This window comes from Chitinophaga sp. sic0106 (assembly GCF_019219075.1).
Taxonomy (GTDB): domain Bacteria; phylum Bacteroidota; class Bacteroidia; order Chitinophagales; family Chitinophagaceae; genus Chitinophaga.
Genome location: NZ_JAHUWJ010000008.1, coordinates 1 through 20,981, shown reverse-complemented (window position 1 = coordinate 20,981; position 20,981 = coordinate 1). Strand labels below are relative to the sequence as shown.

The following is a 20,981-nucleotide window of genomic DNA, read 5'->3' as shown; positions in this document are numbered from 1 at the left end:
CCTTGACAATGGTTTTAATTAGGCTGGAAAACTACGATTTATATTACTAATTATGAATTATTCACAATGACAGGTCCAGTCCTTATCCAGGTCGATACAGGTCACCACTCTGGCGCTGCTTTTATCACAGGGTGCAAAAACTATGCGCAGATGCTGACCATCATGGGAATACCCTTCGAGGGCGAAGGTTGGGCAGGGACGATCGTTAGGATTGGATTTTTCCAGGTTGACCTCGCCTTTCTGCAGGATTTCAGCCACTTCAGCCGCCGTCACATGACGGCATTCCATGCGACATTTAGCATGTTTCGTAAATTCCAGCCTGGCCTCGCGGTTAAGCAGGGCGCCGGCTATTTTAGGTTCCGGTGTAGGCGGGCTGGTAACATGCCCTTTGCTTCCCGGTATAGTGCCTGACTCTCGTTTCCACCATTCCTGGTGCCATCCTGCTATGAGCAGAACGCCCAGCAACAGCACCGGAAGATATTTTTGAACAGATTTCATAAAATTATAACGCGGCGTAAATTAGTCAAAATTCCTGACCTGTCTATGACATAAAAAGTTGCTACCTTTGCCGTCCTTTATGGAACAAGTAAAAACAGTAGCATTTCATACCCTCGGCTGCAAGCTGAACTTTTCAGAAACCTCCTCGCTGAGCAGGTTACTGGAACAGGATGGCTTTGTAAAAACGGATTTTGATAATACCGCCGATGTATATGTGATCAACACCTGTTCGGTAACTGATAATGCCGATAAGGAATGCCGTCAGCTGGTGCGCCGTATACAACGCCGCGCCCCTGAAAGCATGGTGGTCATTACGGGTTGCTACGCCCAGCTGAAACCGGAAGAAATTGCGAGCATTGAAGGGGTAGACCTGGTACTCGGCGCAGCAGAAAAATTCAATATCGCCGAACACCTGAAGAACCTCACCAAGGGCGACAGCGCAAAAATCTGCTCCTGCGATATTGAGGATGTAAACTCTTTCCACTCCTCCTATTCCCTGCACGACCGCACCCGTACCTTCCTGAAAGTACAGGATGGTTGCGACTACGGCTGTACCTTCTGCACCATTCCAATGGCCAGGGGTAAGAGTCGCAGCGATAGTGTTGCCAACGTAGTAAAGAATGCGGAGACCCTGGCTGCAAACGGTGTGAAAGAAATCGTACTCACCGGTGTAAACCTGGGTGACTTCGGAAAAGGATTTGAAGGTGGTAAGAAGCGAGAAGAAACTTTCTATGAACTTATCCAGGAACTGGAAAAGGTAGAAGGTATTGAGCGTTATCGTATCAGCTCCATCGAACCTAACCTGCTGACCGCCGAAATCATTGAATTTGTGGCCAACAGCAGCAAGTTCATGCCACATTTCCATATTCCTTTACAGAGTGGCAGCAATGAAGTGCTCGGTAATATGCGCCGCCGCTACCGCCGGGAACTGTATGCCGAAAAAGTAGGCATGATCAAACAGTTTATGCCACATTGTGCCATAGGCGTTGACGTTATTGTGGGCTTCCCCGCAGAATCAGATGCTAACTTCCAGGAGACCTACGATTTCCTGCATAGTCTGGATGTATCTTACCTGCACGTGTTTACCTACTCTGAAAGAGCTAACACCCTTGCACTGGATATTCAGCCGGTAGTACCGGTAAACGTACGTCACGAGCGTAACAAAATGCTCCGTAACCTCAGCGTTAAAAAACTGAATTACTTTACGGAACAACATATTGGCCAAACCCGCAAAGTGCTGTTTGAATCGCATAACAAAGACGGCATGATGGAAGGCTATACAGATAACTATATTAAGATTACAACGCCATTCAGGGAAGAATGGAGTAATAATATTGTGGACTGGGAGTTGAGGTAAACTGACTACCAGACAATACAAAAAGGAGCCGGATGTGTACATCCGGCTCCTTTTTTTCTAAAAGAAAATCACTTGTCACCTCACTTTGAACTGGCGGATATCTTTTTGTTGAAATGGAATAATGGGTGATAAATTACAGGGATTGGAGTGTCGGTTCTCCCTATTCCCATTATCTGCGCCTTGATTTTTATAGATTGTTATTCCTACGCCCAATTTGCGAGGAACAGTCAGAACAGTTTCTCCTAGAGCAATTTCAATTCTGGCAATTGTTTCAAGTGTAAAATTGTGGCCACCTTTCATCCATTTACTGATTTCAGATTCTCGTTTACCGAGTAGATCTGCTAATTCTTTTTGTGACATATTTTTCTCCGTCAGAATATCCATGATTCTTTCCGCCACATCAAAAGATTTAGATACCATTGCCTGTGTTTCAGGTGGTATATTACTAAGGACTTTTTCGAATCTTGTACTCATAATTAATCACAATTTCCCAATTCAAATAATAGTTGACCTGCTAACACTTCAACATCTTTCCTATTTTCTGACTCATCTCTCCAAATCTCTGAATTTTGAATGCGCGACATCAGTTCAGCTTCGAGCGCTACCATTAATTCCCAATGAGGTTTACAGTTTATACAATCTTGCACTCTTCGTGCAGTCTTTACATCTCCGTTACCAACAAGTAACTCAAAAGTGCCTAAAGGTATACAATACAATCGCAGATTATATGCACCCGCAAGTAAAGCTTCAACCGTCTTTTCACCGTTAAGCCTAAATTTCCTAAAATCTATTCCGCGTTTACAAAACTCTCTAATCACAGCCAATATTGTTTCAAATTCCTTCTTGTATTGAGAATGATTTTCAAATTTGTTGATAAACTGATCGAAACAATTTTCCTCACCGCTGACTTTGAAAGTATAAATGGTAAAACGGCCGATTGCCTGATATAGAATAATTTTGCCTTTAGTACACTTCACTTTTAAGTTAAGTTCAAAGTTATGAAAAAATTGGTTAGCTATACAAAATAATCACATCACTAATACAACTAGTTTATAATAAATATTCTAAATATTTAATTAATCTAAATAATGGCTTGAATTAATCATGAACCCAGTTCGTAGCCCCAAGTATTGTCTTGATTTTTGCGGTTAATTCAGCAGTGAACTCCTTTATAAGGACCTGACCATTCTGCTTAATTATTATCATTCCTCCCTCCTTTATAATCTCATTTTCCAAATGCCTTAGTGCCCACATCATTTTGAGTTTAAATAGCTCCCCTTGCAACGACGTTACTAATGTTGCCAAATCCTGAATCACAGGTTCGGTCTGTGGAATTTCAATATCGTGATAGATTTTCATGTTGATATTTTTATAAAACCTGGCTTTGTTATTAAGCTATAACAACCTTAAAACAGCACATGAATAACTCTTTAACTATCCGATAACAAATCCAATCTCACTGTATACTACCAGGAAACTTTGCATTATTACTTGTGGATTAAAAAGAAAAGAGATTGTAAAAAGGGAAAATCCTTTCTACAATCTCTCAAATTGCATTTATTGGCTTTATATCCTGTTCAGGCTATTTACTTAGGAAACCCCGCGCTATTCTTCACCTCTACCAGCTGCTGCGTATGCCGGTTGGTATGTGCCGCATCCAGCAGCAGCAACTGATACGCATCGATAGGTCCTAATGGTGATTGCTCTACCACGTGGTTACGCAAATCATCTTTAGAGTTCATGACATAGCTGATAAGTGAATCTCTGCGGGCCACAAAACCTGCAATAATCTGCTGCGAAGTCTGGCCACCGGCAGGTACAAATTCTTCCGGTGCTTTAGCCTTTTTACTACGATCTTCCACACCGGTGATGATCTGTTCATCGGTGAGTTTAATCAGTGATCTTTTGGAAGCATCTGCCGGAGCGCTTACCAGCTGCTGCTCCCAGGCAAACAGGCCGCCTTCGGTTCTGTAGATGTGCTCTACGCATTCTATCACCGACCAGCGGTCAGGTGCAGGCTTATATTTCAGTTGCTCCTCAGAAAGGCCGGCTACTTCTTTTAGCAGGTTCGCTTTGGTTTCTTTTAACTGAGTGAGCAATAAGGATCTGTCTTCCTGCGGTGGGCGTGGAACAACAAATGCGGAGCATAGCAGTACGAATACTAACAGATAGGAAATTTTCATCGTGAAGGGTATTATTGGTGGTTAAAATGCAGTAATTACAATACAAGTTACGAAACTTCCAGGGTACGCAGCGTTTGCAGGAATTCACTGCGCGGAATAAAATCAGCTCCCAGGGAGCGCAGGTGATCCGTTTCTACCTGACAATCGATCATACCAAGCACATGCCTATGATCCTGTACAAATGTGATAAAGGCAGCTTTGGAAGCATTACTGACTTTCGCAAACATGGACTCACCGAAGAAAGCCCGGCCCAGGCGAATACCGTATAAGCCTCCTACCAGTTCCTCCCCCTGCCAGGCCTCTACCGACATGGCGATGCTCATTTCGTGCAGACGAATATAAGCAGCTTCCATATCTCCCGTAATCCAGGTCCCATCCTGGTCATTGCGTGGTATTTTGCGACAATTGCGGATGACTCCCTTAAAGTTTTGATTATAGGTAATGCGGAAGGTATTTTTTTTCAACACCTGCTTCATGCTGGCAGATACTTTCAGATGACCGGGGAACAATACAAACCGCGGATCGGGGCTCCACCAAAGGATCGGTGGTTCATTAAACCAGGGGAATATTCCCGACTGATAAGCCAGGATCAGTCTTTCTGGCTTCAGGTCACCACCCACTGCCAGCAGTCCATCTGGCTCTGCAAAATTCACATCCGGAAATATCAGTTCTTTTGAGAGACGGAAAATCATGCTATTGACTAACGGATTCTTCTATAGTGGCACTTAAACCTCTTTCCAGCAGCGCTTCACAAAGCGGACGTAGTTTTCTGTATTCTCCCTGCTTTACCGCATATTTCCCGTTAAAATGGATAATAAGCGCACATTGCTCCGCCTGCTCAGCCGTATGACCACACACCTCTACCAGAGAGGCAATCACCCAGTCGAAGGTATTTACCTCATCGTTCCACACCACCAGATTAAAGGGAAATTGCTCATTTTCCGCTACCAGAATATCCTCCTGTTCCTCCGTAATTACTTCAGTATTAGTGTGTTCCATCATTATTAAAGAAAGCTTTATGCAAAATTACGCGGAATATTCGTTAATTTATCCACTATTGAGTAATGATAATCCTGATGACGGTTTATAATGACTGAAAATCACACCTGATTTGCAGCTTATTTTTTCCGCACATCCCTAAAAATTGGTTTTATGAAGCACAGCCTGGTTTTACTAATGAATTTCTCCTTACCATTGAAAGATCCTATTCCTATTTTTTCATTGGTATTGTTCATCATATTGCTGGCCCCTATCATCCTTAGAAAATTTCGTATACCCAGTATCATCGGGCTTATCCTGGCCGGCATGCTGATCGGTGATCACGGTTTTAAAATCATTGAAAAAGGCAGTATCGACTTATTTGGCAAAGCCGGTTTACTGTATATCATGTTCCTGGCTGGCCTGGAACTGGACATGAACGAGTTCCGTAAAAACCGCTACAGAAGCATGGTTTTCGGAGCATTTACGTTTTTTATCCCACTCCTGATGGGATACCTCGTATGCACCTACGTACTGCATTTTAATTTTATGGCCACCCTGCTGATCTCCAGTATGTTTGCCACACATACACTGGTAGCCTATCCGCTTGCAAGCAGGCTCGGTATCACAAAAAATGAAGCGGTCACCGTAGCGGTAGGTGGTACTATCATTACCGACACCGCAGTGCTGGTCATACTGGCCGTTATCACCGGCGCGGAAGCTGGCAACCTCAACACAGAATTCTGGGTGCGACTCAGCATATCACTGGCTGTTTTTGCCACCATCATCCTATGGCTGATGCCCATGCTCGGCAGATGGTTCTTCAAGAAAATAAAGGACGATAAAACCTCTCACTTCATATTTGTGATGGCGCTGGTGTTCTTGTCCGCGTTTCTCGCAGAGCTGGCGGGGGTAGAGGGCATCATCGGCGCATTTCTCGCCGGCCTGGCACTCAACCAGCTGATACCCCACACATCTCCCCTGATGAACAGAATTGAATTTGTAGGCAATGCCCTTTTCATTCCCTTCTTTTTGATCAGCGTGGGTATGCTGGTAGATTTGCGCGTACTGATGAAAGGCCCGCAGGCATTGATTATTGCCAGTGCGCTAACAATCATGGCACTTAGCAGCAAATGGCTCGCCGCCTGGTTTACACAACTGGTATTCCGTTATACACCCACGCAGCGCAGGGTGATTTTTGGACTCAGCAGTTCGCATGCTGCCGCCACCATCGCAGTTATTCTCATTGGTTTTAATATGCATATTGTAGATGAGAATGTACTCAACGGCACAGTGATCCTCATACTCGTTACCTGCCTGGCAGGCTCGTTCGTAACAGAAAATGCCGGTCGTAAAATGGCCATAGAAGAGGCTTCTGCCCGGCCTGAACTGCCCGATCAGCCGGAACGTATACTCATTCCCGTTGCACATCCCGATCGTATTGAAGCGCTGCTCGACTTTGCCGTAATGATCAAAGATCCGCAAGCGAATACACCGATCTATCCACTCGCTATTGTGCAGGACAACAGTGCTGCCAAAGAGAGTATTCACGCCAGCAATAAGATGATGGAAAAAGCTATCATCCATGCCGCTGCCACGGAAAGTCAACTACAGGTAGTAACGCGCATCGACCTGAATATTTCAGACGGTATTTCCCGCGCTGCCACCGAACTGATGGTCAGCGACGTTATACTGGGATGGACCGATAAAACCAGCGCCACCGACCGTTTCCTCGGTTCTTTCTTCGGTAGTACACTCGATAACGTACTGCAAAGTGTTTGGGAAACTGTTTATGTTTGCCGCTTCCTCTACCCGCTTAACACCACTAAAAAAATGGTGCTGGCCTTACCTAAAAATGCGGAGTACGAACAAGGCTTCCTGCATTACCTCCAGAAAATGCTGATGCTCGCAAAACAAGCAGGAGCAAAGCTGGTAGTGTTTTGCGCCAATTCCACCCAAACAATTATTGATGGCTATATTGTACAATCTAAAATGAGCATGGAGATCCAATACCGCGTGTACGACGGTACAGAGGATTTCCTCGCCATCAGCAGGGAAGTAAGCCGAAACGACCTGGTAGCAGTGGTTACAGCCCGTAAAGGCACCTTGTCATACAACGCCTATATGGAAAATATACCAGGCAAAATAGAACGGCATTTCAGAGATAACAACGTGCTGTTACTATACCCTGAACAAATTGCGGTGGATTATGTAGAAGCAGGCATTCAACCGGAAGACCTCACCCTGGCGCCTATCCAGGAGCAGCTGGAGAATTTGAATAAATTAGGAAAAGCGGTGAAAAGGATTTTTAAACCGAAGAAATAACTTTTAGGGCTGACTAAAAAGTAAGTTTACTTTTTTGTCAGCCCACGCTCTTTATAACACGGTGAAATATTTGAACAGGATAATCCAGCAGATAACCGAAAGCCCTATACCTGCTACAATCATTCGCGTGCCCTGCTCCCTCGTTTTGTCCGAAAACGCATAAACACGAGCTCCGTCCGGCAAGGTTTTCCTGGTTAACCGTACAAATGCACCAATAAAAATTCCCAGGCAACTAAAAACAGTCACATAAGGTAAAGGCACAAAAATCAGCAGTGGTGAAAGGTATCCGATTAATACCAGGTGACCTGGCAACTCCTGCGGTTTTATTAATGTTTCCAATCTTTTATTTCCGAGGAGATGTAATTGTTCCGGGGTATAAGTGATCCCTTGTTTCTCCAGCAGTTTTAAGGCAAGTGCATAATCAAAATCCCCCCATTCATCTTTTTGTGCAATCACCTCCTTTAGTTCTTCTGTGGTAAAAGATAAGAGGTAATAATCCGGCTCCACTTCCTCCGGCGAAACAGTGATCATGCTTTTAAGCAAGGTATCCGCCTGGGTAAAATAGTCGGCAGGAATTTTCACCAGGTGGCGCTGATCAAAGTTCTGCCCTACGTACACGTGGTCCATCAACACCACTTCTTCCTCATACTCAACAGGGATGTTATGTTCTTGTAACAAGGTTACAATTTCGGCCGCTTGCTCTACAGTATGAAATCGCTTGAAGGTGACAAATTTTTTCATAAGTTAGGTATAGATATATGAAGATATAGTTTTGCGCGACAATATTCAATCGCGGCAAACAGCACGACGCTACGCACAAAAAAAGACCCGTGCCACGCACAGGTCTTTTTGTTATGTGGGAGTTGACGGGTTCGAACCGCCGACCCTCTGCTTGTAAGGCAGATGCTCTGAACCAGCTGAGCTAAACTCCCTTGATGGAAAACTGAATGTCGATAAAAAAAGACCCGTGGTAACCACAGGTCTTTCATGTTGTGTGGGAGTTGACGGGTTCGAACCGCCGACCCTCTGCTTGTAAGGCAGATGCTCTGAACCAGCTGAGCTAAACTCCCTAGAAAAGATCTTTACAGTAAATTGAAGTGGGAGTTGACGGGTTCGAACCGCCGACCCTCTGCTTGTAAGGCAGATGCTCTGAACCAGCTGAGCTAAACTCCCAAAAAAGATCTTTACAGTAAAATTGAAGTGGGAGTTGACGGGTTCGAACCGCCGACCCTCTGCTTGTAAGGCAGATGCTCTGAACCAGCTGAGCTAAACTCCCATTCTTTCTTTGTAACCATCAAGCCTTTCGTTCGATGGGATTGCAAAGGTATAATCTATTTTTATTCTACCAAATAAATTTTCGAAAAATCGATTAAAAGTTTGCAAACACGTCTACTTCAATGACATTCAAACCCTTTACAGATAAGGTTTATAATTAGTATGAAAAAAATCAGGATTGGTGTAACACCAATCCTGATTCCAATGAGTTTTTATACAAGTTGTTAGTTTTCTGCACAATTATTTCTTCTTTTTCTTCTCCACTTTCTTCGCAAAATTACCCTCGAAGAAACACTTGATTCCACGGTATGCACCACAACCACCAATCTCCCGGATACTTACCCGGCCAGCGGAAAACTGGAAAGATATTCCACAAGATGTTTCCTTATCCCGGAATTCACCCCGGTTGCCCGCCACATACTGACCTACACCGCTCACCTCGCCCTTGCATTTGCCATTGTCTTTAGAGAAGGTAATGAAGAACTGGAACGACTTCGCATCCTCCCCGTCACGGATAGATACCAGACTCATATCGCCACTGGTATAGTCCGCAGAAAAACGATGCTTACGCGGTAAAGTATCTAATGGGTTGAATATCTGACCAGGTACAGAGAGGTTAGCAGAGTTAGTCATAATCAGCATGGTAGAACCATCCGGATTCACACTGTAAAAGTCCTCCCGCTGCATGTCACGAACCGGTCCATGCTGTACCTCTGTAGAAAGTTTCAGTACATTTCTGCTGTCTATCTGCAGGGAAGAATATACCCCGCTTCTACCGGCATCGGCTACACGAATACGCCGCAGGAAGGTGCCCTTTTTCTTCTCCATAAAACAGAGATAAGCCACTGTGCCGGAACGACCTGCCGCCTTTACTACCATGTAATCCACCGGATTACCCTCCATCCGCTGCAGCGGCCATAAACGTACCTTTTCATTTTTGGGAAAATCCCCTTTTGTAAGCGTATCCGTCAGAAAACGGTTTACATCCGCTGTGTCCAATGCCAGCGAATCAGCCATTTTCAGTTGCAGGGAGTCTGACACTAACTTGTATGGCAACGCAGCCACCGGAAACAACTCCCGGAAGCCCTCCCGCGTCATGGGCTCATCACCGCCACGACCCGGGTTCTTCTTTGTTTTACAGGCAGCCAATACACCTATAGCCAGTAATAATAACAGATAACGCTTCATTAGTAGATTTATATTCTTGGGCGAAAATTAAACTAAATTTTTATATGTGCGCTCCAAAATCAAAAAACATACCGGATATAGAAAAGTTCGGGGAAATTATTTAAGTTTGTCTAAATAATAATTTAGGTTGTATGAATTTATCAGTTGCGGAAGAGAATTATATCAAAGCCATTTACAAGCTACAGGAAGGAGAACAGGCCGTTACCACCAACGCCCTGGCGTATGAACTGGAAACCAAACCAGCCTCTGTGACCGACATGGCCAAGAAACTGAAAGAGAAAAAACTCATCTCCTATGAAAAATACCAGGGCATCACCCTCTCCCCCGAAGGCCGTAAAACAGCACTTCAGGTGGTGAGACGACACCGCCTCTGGGAGTGCTTCCTCGTTGATAAACTCTCCTTCTCCTGGGAAGAAGTACATGAACTCGCCGAAGAACTGGAGCACGTACGCAGCGAAAAACTCATCAGCCGGCTAAGCGACTTCCTCGGAAACCCGGTGATAGATCCCCATGGCGACCCCATCCCGGACGCTAACGGCCGCATGACCAAGCCCAGGCCACAAACATCCCTGGACCAGGCAAACGCCAAGCGCCTCGTAGTCACCGCAGTCAGTGATCAGTCCTCCGCACTCCTGGCCTTCCTTAATGCCAAAAGCATTAAACTGGGCACACAGCTGGAAATCATCGCACACTACGAATTCGACAACTCCATTGAAATAAAAGTAAAAAATCAGCCAGCCATCACCATCAGTGAGCAAGTGGCTAAAAATATAATGGTCAGACCGCTATAACATTAAACCTATATGGGACCGTCACTAAGTGAAGTACACGAAAGCATAGACACCGGAAGTAAATCGAAATGGAAGAAAATATTTGCCTTCTTTGGACCCGCCTACCTCGTGAGCGTTGGCTACATGGATCCCGGCAACTGGGCCACCGACCTCGCCGGAGGTAGCAAGTACGGCTACACGCTGCTGTGGGTACTGCTCATGAGCAACATCATGGCCTTGCTGCTCCAAAGCCTCAGCGCACGACTCGGCATCGTCAGAGGGCGCGACCTCGCACAGGCCAACCGCGAAACCTATCCGCCCGCTGTTAACTTCATCCTCTACATACTCGCAGAAATAGCCATCGCCGCCACCGACCTCGCAGAAGTACTCGGTATGGCCATCGGTATCCAGCTCCTTACCGGCCTGCCACTCATCTGGGGCGTTAGTCTGACCGTATTGGATACGTTTCTGCTGCTCGTACTGCAACGGTTCGGCATGCGGAAAATGGAAGCCTTCATTGTGGCACTGGTAGCCATCGTAGGCACCTCCTTTCTGATAGAACTGATGCTCGCCAAACCAAAAATGAGTGAAGTAGTAACCGGCTTCATACCAAGCATCCCGGATAACACCGCCCTCTACCTCGCTATTGGTATCATCGGCGCCACCGTAATGCCACATAACCTCTACCTCCACTCAGCACTGGTGCAAACCAGGAAAATAAAACGCGACGATAAAGGTATCCGCCAGTCGATCAAACTTAACTTTATCGACAGCGCCATCGCCCTCAACCTCGCCTTCTTCGTAAATGCCGCCATACTCATCCTCGCAGCAGCCGTGTTCTATAACACCGGCCGCACCCACATCGCTGAAATCCAGGATGCACACGAACTGCTGGAGAAATTATTAGGTACCAAACTGGCCCCTATCCTGTTTGCCGTAGCCCTGATCGCCGCCGGACAAAGCTCCACCGTTACAGGTACCCTCGCCGGTCAAATTGTAATGGAAGGCTACCTGCACCTGCGCATCAATCCATGGCTGCGCAGGCTCATCACCCGACTGCTGGCCATCATACCGGCATTGCTCGTGATCATCATCGCCGGCGACCAGGAAGTAGGCGCCCTGCTGGTATTCAGCCAGGTGCTCCTCAGTTTTCAACTCGGCTTCGCCATCATCCCGCTGATACATTTCGTGAGTGATAAACACACCATGGGCACCTACGCCATTAAAACACCCACGAAAATCATTGCCTGGGTAATTGCTGCCGTGCTGGTATACCTGAACTCACGAATGGTTTTTGAAGAAGCCCGCGATTACATCTCCGGAAATAGTAATACCCTCATTGATGCAACCATCATAATTGTTGGTATCGGCTTCCTGGTGCTGCTCGGCTTCACGATCATCTACCCTATCATCCGCAAACATCCGGAAACACCTGATAATCCTAACATCCACAAGGCCCAGGTGAGTCTGGGAGAACTGGATGAACCGGTATACCACCGTATCGCCATGGCATTGGAATTCGGCAAATTTGACGAGCAGATTATCCGCAATGCCATTGCTCACGGTAACGAACACACGGAGTATATCCTGATTCATATCGTAGAAAGTGCGTCGGCTAAGTATTTTGGAAAAGACTCCGACGACCTCGAAACACGTAAAGACCAGGAACAGCTGGATACCTACCTCGCATTGCTGAAGTCCAGGAACATCAAGGCTAAAGGGGTACTCGGCTTCCGCAGGCGCTCCAGTGAAATTGCCCGCATCGTGGCCGAAGAAAAAGCAGACTTCCTCGTACTCGGCGGCCACGGCCACAAAGGACTGAAAGATCTTATTTACGGCGAAACCGCCAACCAGGTAAGGCACAAAGTAAAAGTGCCCGTACTGGTTGTACAATAATTTAACGCATGCAACAGCTATTCAAACCCGGCGACACCAAAACGTTTGAGCGCATAGTTACTCCGGCCGATTGCGCCGCATTCGACAGCGGTATGGTGCATCCTGTATATGCTACTTTCGCATTGGCAAGAGATGCCGAATGGTGCTGCCGCCTGTTTGTGCTGGAAATGAAAGAGGAAGGGGAAGAAGGCATTGGTGCTTCGCTGAGTGTGGAGCACCACGCACCTGCGCTGAACGGCAGCAGGGTACTGTTTACCGCTACTATTGAAAGTGTGTTGCATCACACCATCACCTGCAGCTATACCGCTCACGTGGGCGATAAATTGATCGCTACCGGCACACAGGTACAAAAAATATTAAAAAAGGAGAAACTGGAGAAACTATTTGCCGGCGCCTGACCTTTCCCATCCTTTCCCGGGAGGGGAAGGGAAAAGTTCAGATGCCGGCGGATGTATTATAAGCCCAAAGCAGATTTCAGCCTTGGGTAACCTGTTTTACTCACCAACACTTTGGCACCGCTTTTCAGAATGGCCAAATGATTTTCCTTTTCATATGGATCGATCCTGCTCACCTGATTTACATTCAGGATATAAGACCTGTGCACACGGGTAAACTGTTGTGCATCCAACGTTTGCTCAAAGAAAGACATGGTCTTGTTCTTCAGAAAAGCTCCTTCCTGCGTTACTACTTTTACATAGTCATCTGCCGCTTCCAGGTAGTGAATATCGTGCACAGGAATAATCTTTATCTTACCGTTTATTTTCACCACCACCCGGTTGCTTTGTACTGGTGAACTACCGGCAGCATCCAGTAACGCATTGGTATCCGGTGCAGGTGCCGGTGCGGCAATAGCAGCTTTTAACTCCAGCCATTTCTGCAAGGCTTTATCAAAACGTTCTTTGGAAAAAGGCTTCAGCAGATAGTCGGCTGCATTCACCTCAAACGCCCTGATGGCATGCTCTTCAAACGCGGTCGTAAAAATTACTGCCGGCATATTTTCTACCAGTTCCAGCATTTCAAAACCGGTAATCTTAGGCATCTGTATATCAAGAAAAATGATATCCGGCTGATGTTGCTGGATAGCCTTCAATCCTTCAAATCCGTCATTACACTCCTGCAGTACCTGTACCTGCGGATACGACAGCAGATACTCTTTTACTACTTCCCTTGCCAGTGGCTCGTCATCAATTATTACTGCTTTTATCATGTGTTTGAGGTACTTTAATGAGTGTGGTATAAATATTTTCGTGAACCGAAGTTTCAAGCAAATCCTGTCGTGCAAAAAGCAGGTACAGTCTGCGCTTGATAGAGGAAAGACCGAAGCCTGTTCCTTTTTTCGGTGCTTGTAATTCCGTATCGAAAGGGTTTTGCACTTCCAGATACAGCATGTTTTCGCCGGCCCATGCTTTGATATTAATCGCTATTTCACCAATGGTATCGTACAGTCCGAATTTAATGGCGTTTTCCACTACAGGCTGCAGCAGCATGGGTGGCATAAACATTTTTTCGGCGCCGTCGTCATGGGTAACATTGGTGGTAAGGCGGTGACCAAAGCGTACTTTTTCTATATCGAGATACAGCCCCAGGTACTGTAGTTCTTCCGTTAGTGAAATCCACTGATCATCTTCTCTTTTGATGGAGCCGCGGAGGAAGTCCGACAGCTTCAGCACCATTTCCCTGGCTTGTTGCGGCCGCAGCATTATCAGTGCATTGATGGAGTTGAGGCTGTTAAACAGGAAGTGCGGTTGTAATTGTTGCCGCAGTTTAAACAGCTCCGCCTCTCTCACTATCTTTTGTGTATCTTCTTTCCGTTGCAGCTCTGCCTGCTGATCTTCCATATCGTACAGCATGATGCTGCGGAAGCCGATACCGGTGATGATGAGCCATCCTACAATGCAGTAGATGGGAATACCTTTGGTGAGCCACAGGAGGTAGTATGCGTCGCCGGTGAAGGTTTTGTGCAGTATCCACTGTGAGGCAGCTACCCAAAGGAAAGTCATGGCACAACTGACTACGCTCACATATACAAACTGCGCCAGACCCCGATTAGGGCGATAATACGCCAGGTTGCTGCTGATCAGCAGACATACAGAACCCAGCAGGCAGATATGCACTGAACTATCTGTAAGCGACTGCCAGAAGGGGAAGTCGAACCATTGCCATAACAGGAACGTATAAACGACGAATGCAATAGCAAAGGTGGCAGTGAAAACTCTACTTGCAGGGCCTGTATAAATGCTTTTTCCCACGCTGATTTTTATATTAATGAAGTTCTGCTATAGGTTGCTCCTGTAACTGGGCTGATTTTGTTTGCAGCCAGGCTACATAAGACTTTGGATCTCCCGGCTCTTCGATGCGGGAGTATAATTCCATACCATCTGTCAGTTGATCGAGTGTATATATTTCAGGCACATTGATGAACTTCCAGTTCACCATTTCCTGCTGATGATTTTTGAAAGCATATTGCTCCTGGATGCCGATTTCATGAGCTTTTGCCAGTGCGTCTTTTTTGGTGACAGCGCTGATCAGGCGAATTTGTTCATCAAACTGCGGTGTATGGTTGCCATCTCCAACGATGATCTGGTAAACAACTTTTGCAACGAACCAATGCATATACGATGATTTTACAGGATTATAATTAGTTTTTCAGAAAAAAATGGGGGTTAACCGATGGACATTTCAACTTATATATAGCTCTTTATTTCCACGCCTCCGAAGATACAGCTGCCTTTGATCACCAGTGTTTTCTCTGCCGTGGTGGCGCGCATCAGCTCCGGATTACGTTTATCATCCACGCCGCCGAGTATGGTGGTCACATCGATGATCACATTCCAGTTGGATGGTACGATGATTTCGCATCCGCCAAAGATGGCTGTAACATCCAGTACTGCAGTATCTTTGATATCGGCCTGGCTGAAGTTCAATTCTCCTCCACCGAAGATGGCGCTGACAAAACCTCCTTTGAAGTCTTTAGACAAAACCAGTTTATTTACGCTGCCAAAGATGGCGGTGGCATTGATTCTGTCATCAGAGTAACTTTCGCTGTTGTAGCTTTCATTTTCTATCCAGCCTTGTGTTTCGTCGTGTTTCCATTTGCCGTAGTCCCTGTTTCTGTGCCATTTATGTTTACAGCTGTTATTCCAGTCTTCATTACGTTTCAGCATGATGACGATACCTACGCCAATCAGCACTACCGGCCAGATGAAGCGTGCCGTGTTATAAGGCCATTGTAATATTTCGCCGGCGAGAAACACACCACCTACCATGAGCATGGCCAGCCAGCCACCACCACGGAATTCATGCTTGATACCTACCAGCAAACCGATTACGATCAGCAACATCTGCCAGGAAAATAACCAGTAAGGCAGATCCAGATCCAATCTCTTCAAAAGAAGTCCTACACCTACCAGGATCAGGACGATCCCTCCTACAGCGTTGCCATTTCTTTTGGATTTTTTTATTTCAGTTTCTGAACTTGACATTTTAAAAATTTTATAACTATTAATGGTGGTTTGTAAGGATTATCCTCTTTTTCTGGCGGATGCCCGTTTGGATAATAGGATCACACCGAGGATGATAAGACCTACCGGCCATATATAGCGGTCAATAAAAAAGGATACGCTAAGGATATCTTTTAACAGGAAGACACCACCGATACCCATCATTATTGCCCAGCCAGTACCCTGGAAGTTTCTTTTAATACCTACCAGCAAACCCACCACCATCAGTACTACCTCCCAGGAAGTAACCCAGTGCGGTAATCCCAGGTGTACATCCAGGTCGAGGATGTTCACCAGGAGGGCGATGCCGAGGATGGCCAGGAAAATACCACCTACCCCGCTTCTGCCTCTTCTGGAACTGTTGACTTGTGTGACTGTGTTTGCCATGTGTGAAATTTTATGATACAAAAATAGGTTGCCCCACCTCCTGTATCAACAGCGCTTAGGCTAATTAGAGTGGTTTGCCGGTAAAACACATGAAAATGCCGGTGAAAATGATTGGAAAAAGGTTGGCTCCGGACTCACCGGCTATAATTCAATCGTTACCAGGGCTTCATCGCCGGCCAGGCGGGTGAGCAGCTCTTTTAGGGCAGCCACCATAGGATCAGGGCCACAGATATAGAAATGCTGGTTAAAATCCGTGATTTTTTCTTTCAGGTAGGCCTCATCGATTTTGCGGTGGTCGTAGGCTGGGTTATCTTCTTTGGTAAGCGTATTTATGAAGTGCGCGCCCAGCATCTTTTCAAACTCCTCTTTCAAAATAATGTCGGCAGCAGTTTTATTGGAGCAGATCAGGGTGTTACCTTCCAGCAGCCCGTCCTGCTGCAGTTGGCGGAAGATGGCGATAAACGGGGTTACGCCGGCACCACCGGCCAGGAATACACCCGGACCTTTGTAGTGAATAGCTCCCCACACGTCGTGCAGCACCAGTTCATCACCGGGGAGGCATAGCCCCAGCTGGTCGGTTACACCGATACGTTCCGGGTATATTTTAATGGTAAACTCCAGGTGATCCCATTCGTTCAAACTGGTAAAGGTGAACGGGCGCTTGTGGTGCTGCCAGCCGGGTTTGTTGACTGCTACTTCCGTGGCCTGTCCGGGCACAAACGTATAACCGTGTGGTTTAGCTACCTTAAATCGTTTTACATCATGTGTAACAGGGGTCACGGACAGTATTTTTGCAATATGGCTTTCCATTTGACGTGATGGGTTTTGGAGTAAGAGATTGTTACTGAAATTATGAAAAATTCCGCCTTTTGTGCCTATTTCCCCGAAATCATTTGCTGGTATATCAGGGAGATGCGGTCTGCCCATCTGCTGTAATCCTTGCCGGATGGGTGTAATCCATCTGACGCTACCAGCGATGGATCAGCTTTCGCTTCCCGGGTAAACGGGGTGATATCGATGTACTGCACATGGTGATGGGCGGCAATGCGCTGATTGGCGTTATTATATAAATCTATTTCACGGGCAATTTGTTCGGCATCTCTGTCGGCCGCAAACGGCGTTACTCCCCAGTCAGGGATGGACAATACCACTACCCTTGCGGCGCCCAGCTTACTGTATCCGATGGCTTGTTCCAGCAATGCGGTGAACTCTTTTTCATAATTTTCCAGGCTGCGGCCACGGTATTGATTATTGACCCCGATCAGTAAACTCACAAAATCGTACTGGTTTCCGCGTATTCCTGCCTGCTCAATGCCGGCTTCGAGTTCGTCGGTAGTCCAACCAGTTACGGCAATGATGCGGGGATCGTCCATGGCAATGCCGGCTTGCCGCAATTGCTGAACAGTTTGTGCAGGAAAGGATTCAGCGGCGGGCACACATTCGCCAATGGTATAGCTGTCGCCCAGGGCGAGATAAGATAAATTCATAAATGGTTGATTGGTGTGGATGCTTGAAAACAGGCAGCAAAATAGTATTAACCCTAACATAAGCAAAAAGTTATATACAGCATCAGTTTTTAAGTTAAAACTATCAAAAACAGCCCGGCTTTTCGGCCTAAAATGCCTACCTTTGCACCCGATTACAACAATTACGTAACGCATAAAGAAACTGTTTTATGCCGGGAGAAAAAATAACGATGAACAACGGACTGTTACAGGTCCCTACCCACCCAATCATTCCCTTTATTATAGGCGACGGAATCGGTCCGGACATTTGGAACGCCAGTGTGCGTGTGTTCGATGCTGCCATTGAAAAAGCCTATGGGACTGAAAGGAAAATTGAATGGAAAGAAGTACTGGCCGGAGAGAAAGCCTTCCAGGAAACCGGCGAATGGCTGCCGAAAGCTACCTTAGATGCACTGAAAGAGTATCTGGTATCCATAAAAGGCCCATTATCCACACCAGTAGGTGGTGGTATCCGTTCCCTGAACGTGGCGATGCGCCAGGAACTTGACCTGTATGCCTGCGTTAGACCTGTACAGTGGTTCAACAAAGTACCTTCTCCTGTGAAACATCCGGAGAAAGTAAACATGGTCATCTTCCGTGAAAACACTGAAGATATCTATGCCGGTATCGAATACATGACTGGCACTCCTGAGTGTGACAAACTGCTCAACTTCCTGCAGAACGAAATGGGTGTTAAAAAAATCCGTTTCCCTGAATCCTCTTCACTGGGCATCAAACCTGTATCTGTTGAAGGAACTGAAAGACTGGTTCGCGCTGCAATCCTGTATGCACTCGAGCACAAACGTCCTTCTGTTACCATCGTTCACAAAGGCAACATCATGAAATTCACCGAAGGCGGATTCAAAAACTGGGGTTATGCCCTGGCGGAAAGAGAATTCGGTGATAAAGTGTATACCTGGGAAAACTGGGAAAAAATTAAGAAGGAAGAAGGTGAAGAAGCGGCTAACAAATCCCTGAAAGTGGCAGTTGCCGAAGGCAAACTGCTGATCAAGGATGTGATCGCAGATAACTTCCTCCAACAAATTCTCCTCGCTCCGCAGGACTACAGTGTAGTAGCTACCCTGAACCTGAATGGTGATTATATCTCTGATGCACTCGCAGCAGCGGTAGGTGGTATTGGTATCGCTCCGGGCGGTAACATCAACTACATCACCGGTCATGCCGTTTTCGAAGCTACCCACGGTACTGCACCACGTTTTGCCAACACCAACACCATGAACCCATCATCTGTGATCCTCTCCGGTGTGATGATGCTGGAATACATGGGCTGGAAAGAAGCAGCTAAAATCATTGTAGACGGCCTCAGCACTGCTATCGCCCGCAAACGCGTTACCATCGACTTCTACAACCTGATGGATGATGCCACCCTGGTGAAAACATCAGAGTTTGCTGACGAGGTGATCAAACAGATGCACTAATATCTTTTTGCACCTGGCATCTCCGCGCGCCGCGCGGCACCCGATCAGATGGCACCGAAGGTGTCATCTGCCAAACAAAATATAATCTTCGGATATATCTCCACTAAAGCCCTGACCTACCCGGTCAGGGCTTTACTATTTTAACAGCAATCACTATCACACAAATGTTTTATGTAAATTTTACACAAAAAATTTTGCAGAAATAAAAATTGTCGTATTTTTCGTGATTATCCCTAACAAGGGACTTTGCTTGAAAAGTTGTTGTGATAGATTTTTAATCTAATTTTTTAAAAAACCCGAAATGGCAGAAAAAATTAAAGTTGCTAATCCGGTAGTTGAGCTGGATGGAGATGAGATGACACGGATCATCTGGAAATTCATTAAGGACAAACTGATACTTCCATACCTGGATGTTGAAATCAAATATTTTGACCTGGGCATGGAGCATCGTGATGCTACAAACGACCAGGTTACTATCGATGCAGCAAACGCAATTAAAGAAGTAGGTGTTGGTATTAAATGCGCTACCATCACTCCTGACGAAGCACGAGTAAAAGAATTCAACCTGAAACAAATGTGGAAGTCACCTAACGGTACTATCCGCAACATCCTGGACGGTACTGTATTCCGCGAGCCGATCGTAATGAGCAACGTTCCTCGCCTGGTGCCTAACTGGACTGCCCCTATCTGTATCGGTCGTCACGCATTTGGTGACCAGTACCGTGCAACCGATTTCGTAACGAAAGGTAAAGGCAAACTGACCATTAAATTCGAAGGCGAAAACGGCGAAACACAGGAATTTGAAGTTTACAACTTCAAAGGTGATGGCGTTGCCCTCGCTATGTACAATACCGACGAGTCTATCAAAGGTTTTGCACGCTCCTGCTTCAACCAGGCCCTGATGAAAAAATGGCCGCTGTACCTCAGCACCAAAAATACCATCCTGAAAAAATACGATGGCCGCTTCAAAGATATCTTCGAAGAAATCTACCAGAACGAATTCAAAGCTGAATTCGATAAAAACGGCCTGGTATACGAACATCGCCTGATCGATGACATGGTTGCATCTGCCCTGAAATGGAATGGCAACTTTGTATGGGCCTGTAAAAACTACGATGGTGACGTTCAATCCGACACCGTTGCACAAGGTTTTGGTTCCCTCGGTCTGATGACTTCCACCCTGGTTACACCTGATGGTAAAACCATGGAAGCAGAAGCAGCTCATGGTACCGTAACCCGCCACTACCGCGATCACCAGGCTGGTAAACCAACTTCTACCAACCCAATCGCTTCCATCTTCGCATGGACCCGCGGTCTGGAATTCCGTGGTAAACTGGATAACAACCAGGAACTGATCAACTTCTGCCAGGCACTGGAACAAGTTTGTATCGAAACAGTTGAAAGTGGTAAAATGACCAAAGACCTCGCTGTTTGTATCCATGGAAATAAAGTAGAACACGGTAAAGATTACCTGTATACAGAAGAATTCCTGGAAGCACTGGATAACAACCTGAAAGTGAAACTGGGTAAATAATTCGTCGCCTCCCGGCGATAAAATCGAGTAGGAAGTGAGGGATTATTTCCCTCACTGTCCTCTCACACCACCGTACATGCGGTTCCGCATACGGCGGTTTGTTAGAATAAGTTCATTTGGTGGGTTGTTTTCCAATAGTAGTAGTT

The 20,981-nt window shown here is 46.1% G+C and carries 23 protein-coding genes and 4 tRNA genes; 7 read left to right on the top strand and 20 right to left on the bottom strand.

Annotated elements, in window-relative coordinates:
• Positions 1 to 57: 57 nt before the first annotated feature.
• Positions 58 to 498 (bottom strand): DUF4258 domain-containing protein, encoded by a 441-nt coding sequence (locus KW844_RS13615; RefSeq protein ID WP_218377324.1) that lies wholly within the window; start codon positions 496 to 498, stop codon positions 58 to 60.
• Between the two features lie 79 nt (positions 499 to 577).
• Between KW844_RS13615 and mtaB the strand changes: the two genes are divergently transcribed.
• Positions 578 to 1,855, top strand: coding sequence for a tRNA (N(6)-L-threonylcarbamoyladenosine(37)-C(2))-methylthiotransferase MtaB (gene mtaB / locus KW844_RS13610; protein ID WP_218377322.1), 1,278 nt, complete (start codon positions 578 to 580; stop codon positions 1,853 to 1,855).
• A 75-nt stretch (positions 1,856 to 1,930) separates the two neighbouring features.
• Here the strand turns inward: mtaB and KW844_RS13605 are convergent, their stop codons facing one another.
• The 6 genes from KW844_RS13605 to KW844_RS13580 all read right to left on the bottom strand — a co-directional run bounded on the left by KW844_RS13605 (position 1,931) and on the right by KW844_RS13580 (position 5,040).
• A complete protein-coding gene (locus KW844_RS13605) occupies positions 1,931 to 2,329 on the bottom strand; it encodes a helix-turn-helix transcriptional regulator (protein ID WP_218377320.1) in 399 nt (132 codons plus the stop codon).
• A gap of 2 nt (positions 2,330 to 2,331) precedes the next feature.
• Complete coding sequence (locus KW844_RS13600; RefSeq protein ID WP_218377318.1) at positions 2,332 to 2,832, bottom strand: hypothetical protein; 501 nt, start codon at positions 2,830 to 2,832, stop codon at positions 2,332 to 2,334.
• A gap of 121 nt (positions 2,833 to 2,953) precedes the next feature.
• Positions 2,954 to 3,214 (bottom strand): hypothetical protein, encoded by a 261-nt coding sequence (locus tag KW844_RS13595; RefSeq protein WP_218377316.1) that lies wholly within the window; start codon positions 3,212 to 3,214, stop codon positions 2,954 to 2,956.
• Between the two features lie 227 nt (positions 3,215 to 3,441).
• A complete protein-coding gene (locus KW844_RS13590) occupies positions 3,442 to 4,038 on the bottom strand; it encodes a DinB family protein (RefSeq protein WP_218377314.1) in 597 nt (198 codons plus the stop codon).
• Between the two features lie 47 nt (positions 4,039 to 4,085).
• Positions 4,086 to 4,730, bottom strand: a complete 645-nt coding sequence (aat, locus tag KW844_RS13585; RefSeq protein ID WP_218377312.1) for a leucyl/phenylalanyl-tRNA--protein transferase — start codon at positions 4,728 to 4,730, stop codon at positions 4,086 to 4,088.
• 1 nt (position 4,731) lies between these two features.
• On the bottom strand, positions 4,732 to 5,040 hold the full coding sequence (locus KW844_RS13580) for an ATP-dependent Clp protease adaptor ClpS (RefSeq protein WP_255578419.1): 309 nt from the start codon (positions 5,038 to 5,040) through the stop codon (positions 4,732 to 4,734).
• A gap of 150 nt (positions 5,041 to 5,190) precedes the next feature.
• Here KW844_RS13580 and KW844_RS13575 point away from each other — a divergent pair, with 150 nt between their 5' ends.
• The gene (locus KW844_RS13575) at positions 5,191 to 7,341 is read left to right on the top strand and encodes a cation:proton antiporter (RefSeq protein WP_218377298.1); all 2,151 of its coding nucleotides are present in this window, start codon (positions 5,191 to 5,193) and stop codon (positions 7,339 to 7,341) included.
• Positions 7,342 to 7,392: 51 nt separating this feature from the next.
• On the opposite strand, the gene KW844_RS13570 is transcribed toward KW844_RS13575, so the two are convergent.
• The 6 genes from KW844_RS13570 to KW844_RS13545 all read right to left on the bottom strand — a co-directional run bounded on the left by KW844_RS13570 (position 7,393) and on the right by KW844_RS13545 (position 9,804).
• Entirely contained in the window at positions 7,393 to 8,082 is a 690-nt protein-coding gene (locus KW844_RS13570) for a hypothetical protein (protein WP_218377296.1), read from the bottom strand.
• A gap of 116 nt (positions 8,083 to 8,198) precedes the next feature.
• Positions 8,199 to 8,273 (bottom strand) — tRNA-Val (locus KW844_RS13565).
• A 63-nt stretch (positions 8,274 to 8,336) separates the two neighbouring features.
• A tRNA-Val gene (locus KW844_RS13560) sits at positions 8,337 to 8,411 on the bottom strand.
• Positions 8,412 to 8,439: 28 nt separating this feature from the next.
• Positions 8,440 to 8,514 (bottom strand) — tRNA-Val (locus KW844_RS13555).
• Positions 8,515 to 8,542: 28 nt separating this feature from the next.
• Positions 8,543 to 8,617: transfer RNA gene (locus tag KW844_RS13550), tRNA-Val, on the bottom strand.
• A 239-nt stretch (positions 8,618 to 8,856) separates the two neighbouring features.
• Complete coding sequence (locus KW844_RS13545; protein ID WP_218377294.1) at positions 8,857 to 9,804, bottom strand: hypothetical protein; 948 nt, start codon at positions 9,802 to 9,804, stop codon at positions 8,857 to 8,859.
• A 131-nt stretch (positions 9,805 to 9,935) separates the two neighbouring features.
• Here KW844_RS13545 and KW844_RS13540 point away from each other — a divergent pair, with 131 nt between their 5' ends.
• From KW844_RS13540 to KW844_RS13530, 3 genes are read left to right on the top strand one after another with little or no spacing between them, the layout of a single operon-like run.
• Positions 9,936 to 10,595 (top strand): metal-dependent transcriptional regulator, encoded by a 660-nt coding sequence (locus tag KW844_RS13540; RefSeq protein ID WP_218377292.1) that lies wholly within the window; start codon positions 9,936 to 9,938, stop codon positions 10,593 to 10,595.
• Positions 10,596 to 10,607: 12 nt separating this feature from the next.
• Positions 10,608 to 12,470 carry an Nramp family divalent metal transporter gene (locus tag KW844_RS13535; RefSeq protein ID WP_218377290.1) on the top strand — a complete coding sequence of 621 codons (1,863 nt, stop codon included), beginning with the start codon at positions 10,608 to 10,610 and terminating at the stop codon, positions 12,468 to 12,470.
• 8 nt (positions 12,471 to 12,478) lie between these two features.
• Positions 12,479 to 12,868, top strand: coding sequence for a thioesterase family protein (locus KW844_RS13530; protein WP_218377289.1), 390 nt, complete (start codon positions 12,479 to 12,481; stop codon positions 12,866 to 12,868).
• 56 nt (positions 12,869 to 12,924) lie between these two features.
• On the opposite strand, the gene KW844_RS13525 is transcribed toward KW844_RS13530, so the two are convergent.
• The 7 genes from KW844_RS13525 to KW844_RS13495 form a co-directional block, all read right to left on the bottom strand.
• Positions 12,925 to 13,677 (bottom strand): LytTR family DNA-binding domain-containing protein, encoded by a 753-nt coding sequence (locus KW844_RS13525; RefSeq protein ID WP_218377288.1) that lies wholly within the window; start codon positions 13,675 to 13,677, stop codon positions 12,925 to 12,927.
• Positions 13,655 to 14,719, bottom strand: coding sequence for a histidine kinase (locus KW844_RS29415; RefSeq protein WP_218377287.1), 1,065 nt, complete (start codon positions 14,717 to 14,719; stop codon positions 13,655 to 13,657). The genes KW844_RS13525 and KW844_RS29415 overlap by 23 nt, the downstream gene beginning before the upstream one ends.
• 13 nt (positions 14,720 to 14,732) lie before the next feature.
• Positions 14,733 to 15,083, bottom strand: coding sequence for a DUF4288 domain-containing protein (locus KW844_RS13515; protein ID WP_218377285.1), 351 nt, complete (start codon positions 15,081 to 15,083; stop codon positions 14,733 to 14,735).
• A gap of 71 nt (positions 15,084 to 15,154) precedes the next feature.
• A complete protein-coding gene (locus tag KW844_RS13510) occupies positions 15,155 to 15,952 on the bottom strand; it encodes a LiaI-LiaF-like domain-containing protein (RefSeq protein ID WP_218377283.1) in 798 nt (265 codons plus the stop codon).
• 39 nt (positions 15,953 to 15,991) lie between these two features.
• On the bottom strand, positions 15,992 to 16,357 hold the full coding sequence (locus tag KW844_RS13505) for a hypothetical protein (protein WP_218377282.1): 366 nt from the start codon (positions 16,355 to 16,357) through the stop codon (positions 15,992 to 15,994).
• Between the two features lie 141 nt (positions 16,358 to 16,498).
• Entirely contained in the window at positions 16,499 to 17,167 is a 669-nt protein-coding gene (locus KW844_RS13500; RefSeq protein ID WP_218377281.1) for a flavodoxin reductase, read from the bottom strand.
• Positions 17,168 to 17,232: 65 nt separating this feature from the next.
• Complete coding sequence (locus KW844_RS13495) at positions 17,233 to 17,844, bottom strand: SGNH/GDSL hydrolase family protein (protein ID WP_218377280.1); 612 nt, start codon at positions 17,842 to 17,844, stop codon at positions 17,233 to 17,235.
• A gap of 188 nt (positions 17,845 to 18,032) precedes the next feature.
• Here KW844_RS13495 and icd point away from each other — a divergent pair, with 188 nt between their 5' ends.
• Together icd and KW844_RS13485 are read left to right on the top strand one after the other, a co-directional pair.
• Positions 18,033 to 19,301 carry an NADP-dependent isocitrate dehydrogenase gene (gene icd / locus KW844_RS13490; protein ID WP_218377278.1) on the top strand — a complete coding sequence of 423 codons (1,269 nt, stop codon included), beginning with the start codon at positions 18,033 to 18,035 and terminating at the stop codon, positions 19,299 to 19,301.
• 301 nt (positions 19,302 to 19,602) lie between these two features.
• On the top strand, positions 19,603 to 20,835 hold the full coding sequence (locus tag KW844_RS13485) for an NADP-dependent isocitrate dehydrogenase (RefSeq protein ID WP_218377276.1): 1,233 nt from the start codon (positions 19,603 to 19,605) through the stop codon (positions 20,833 to 20,835).
• The last annotated feature ends 146 nt before the right edge of the window (positions 20,836 to 20,981 follow it).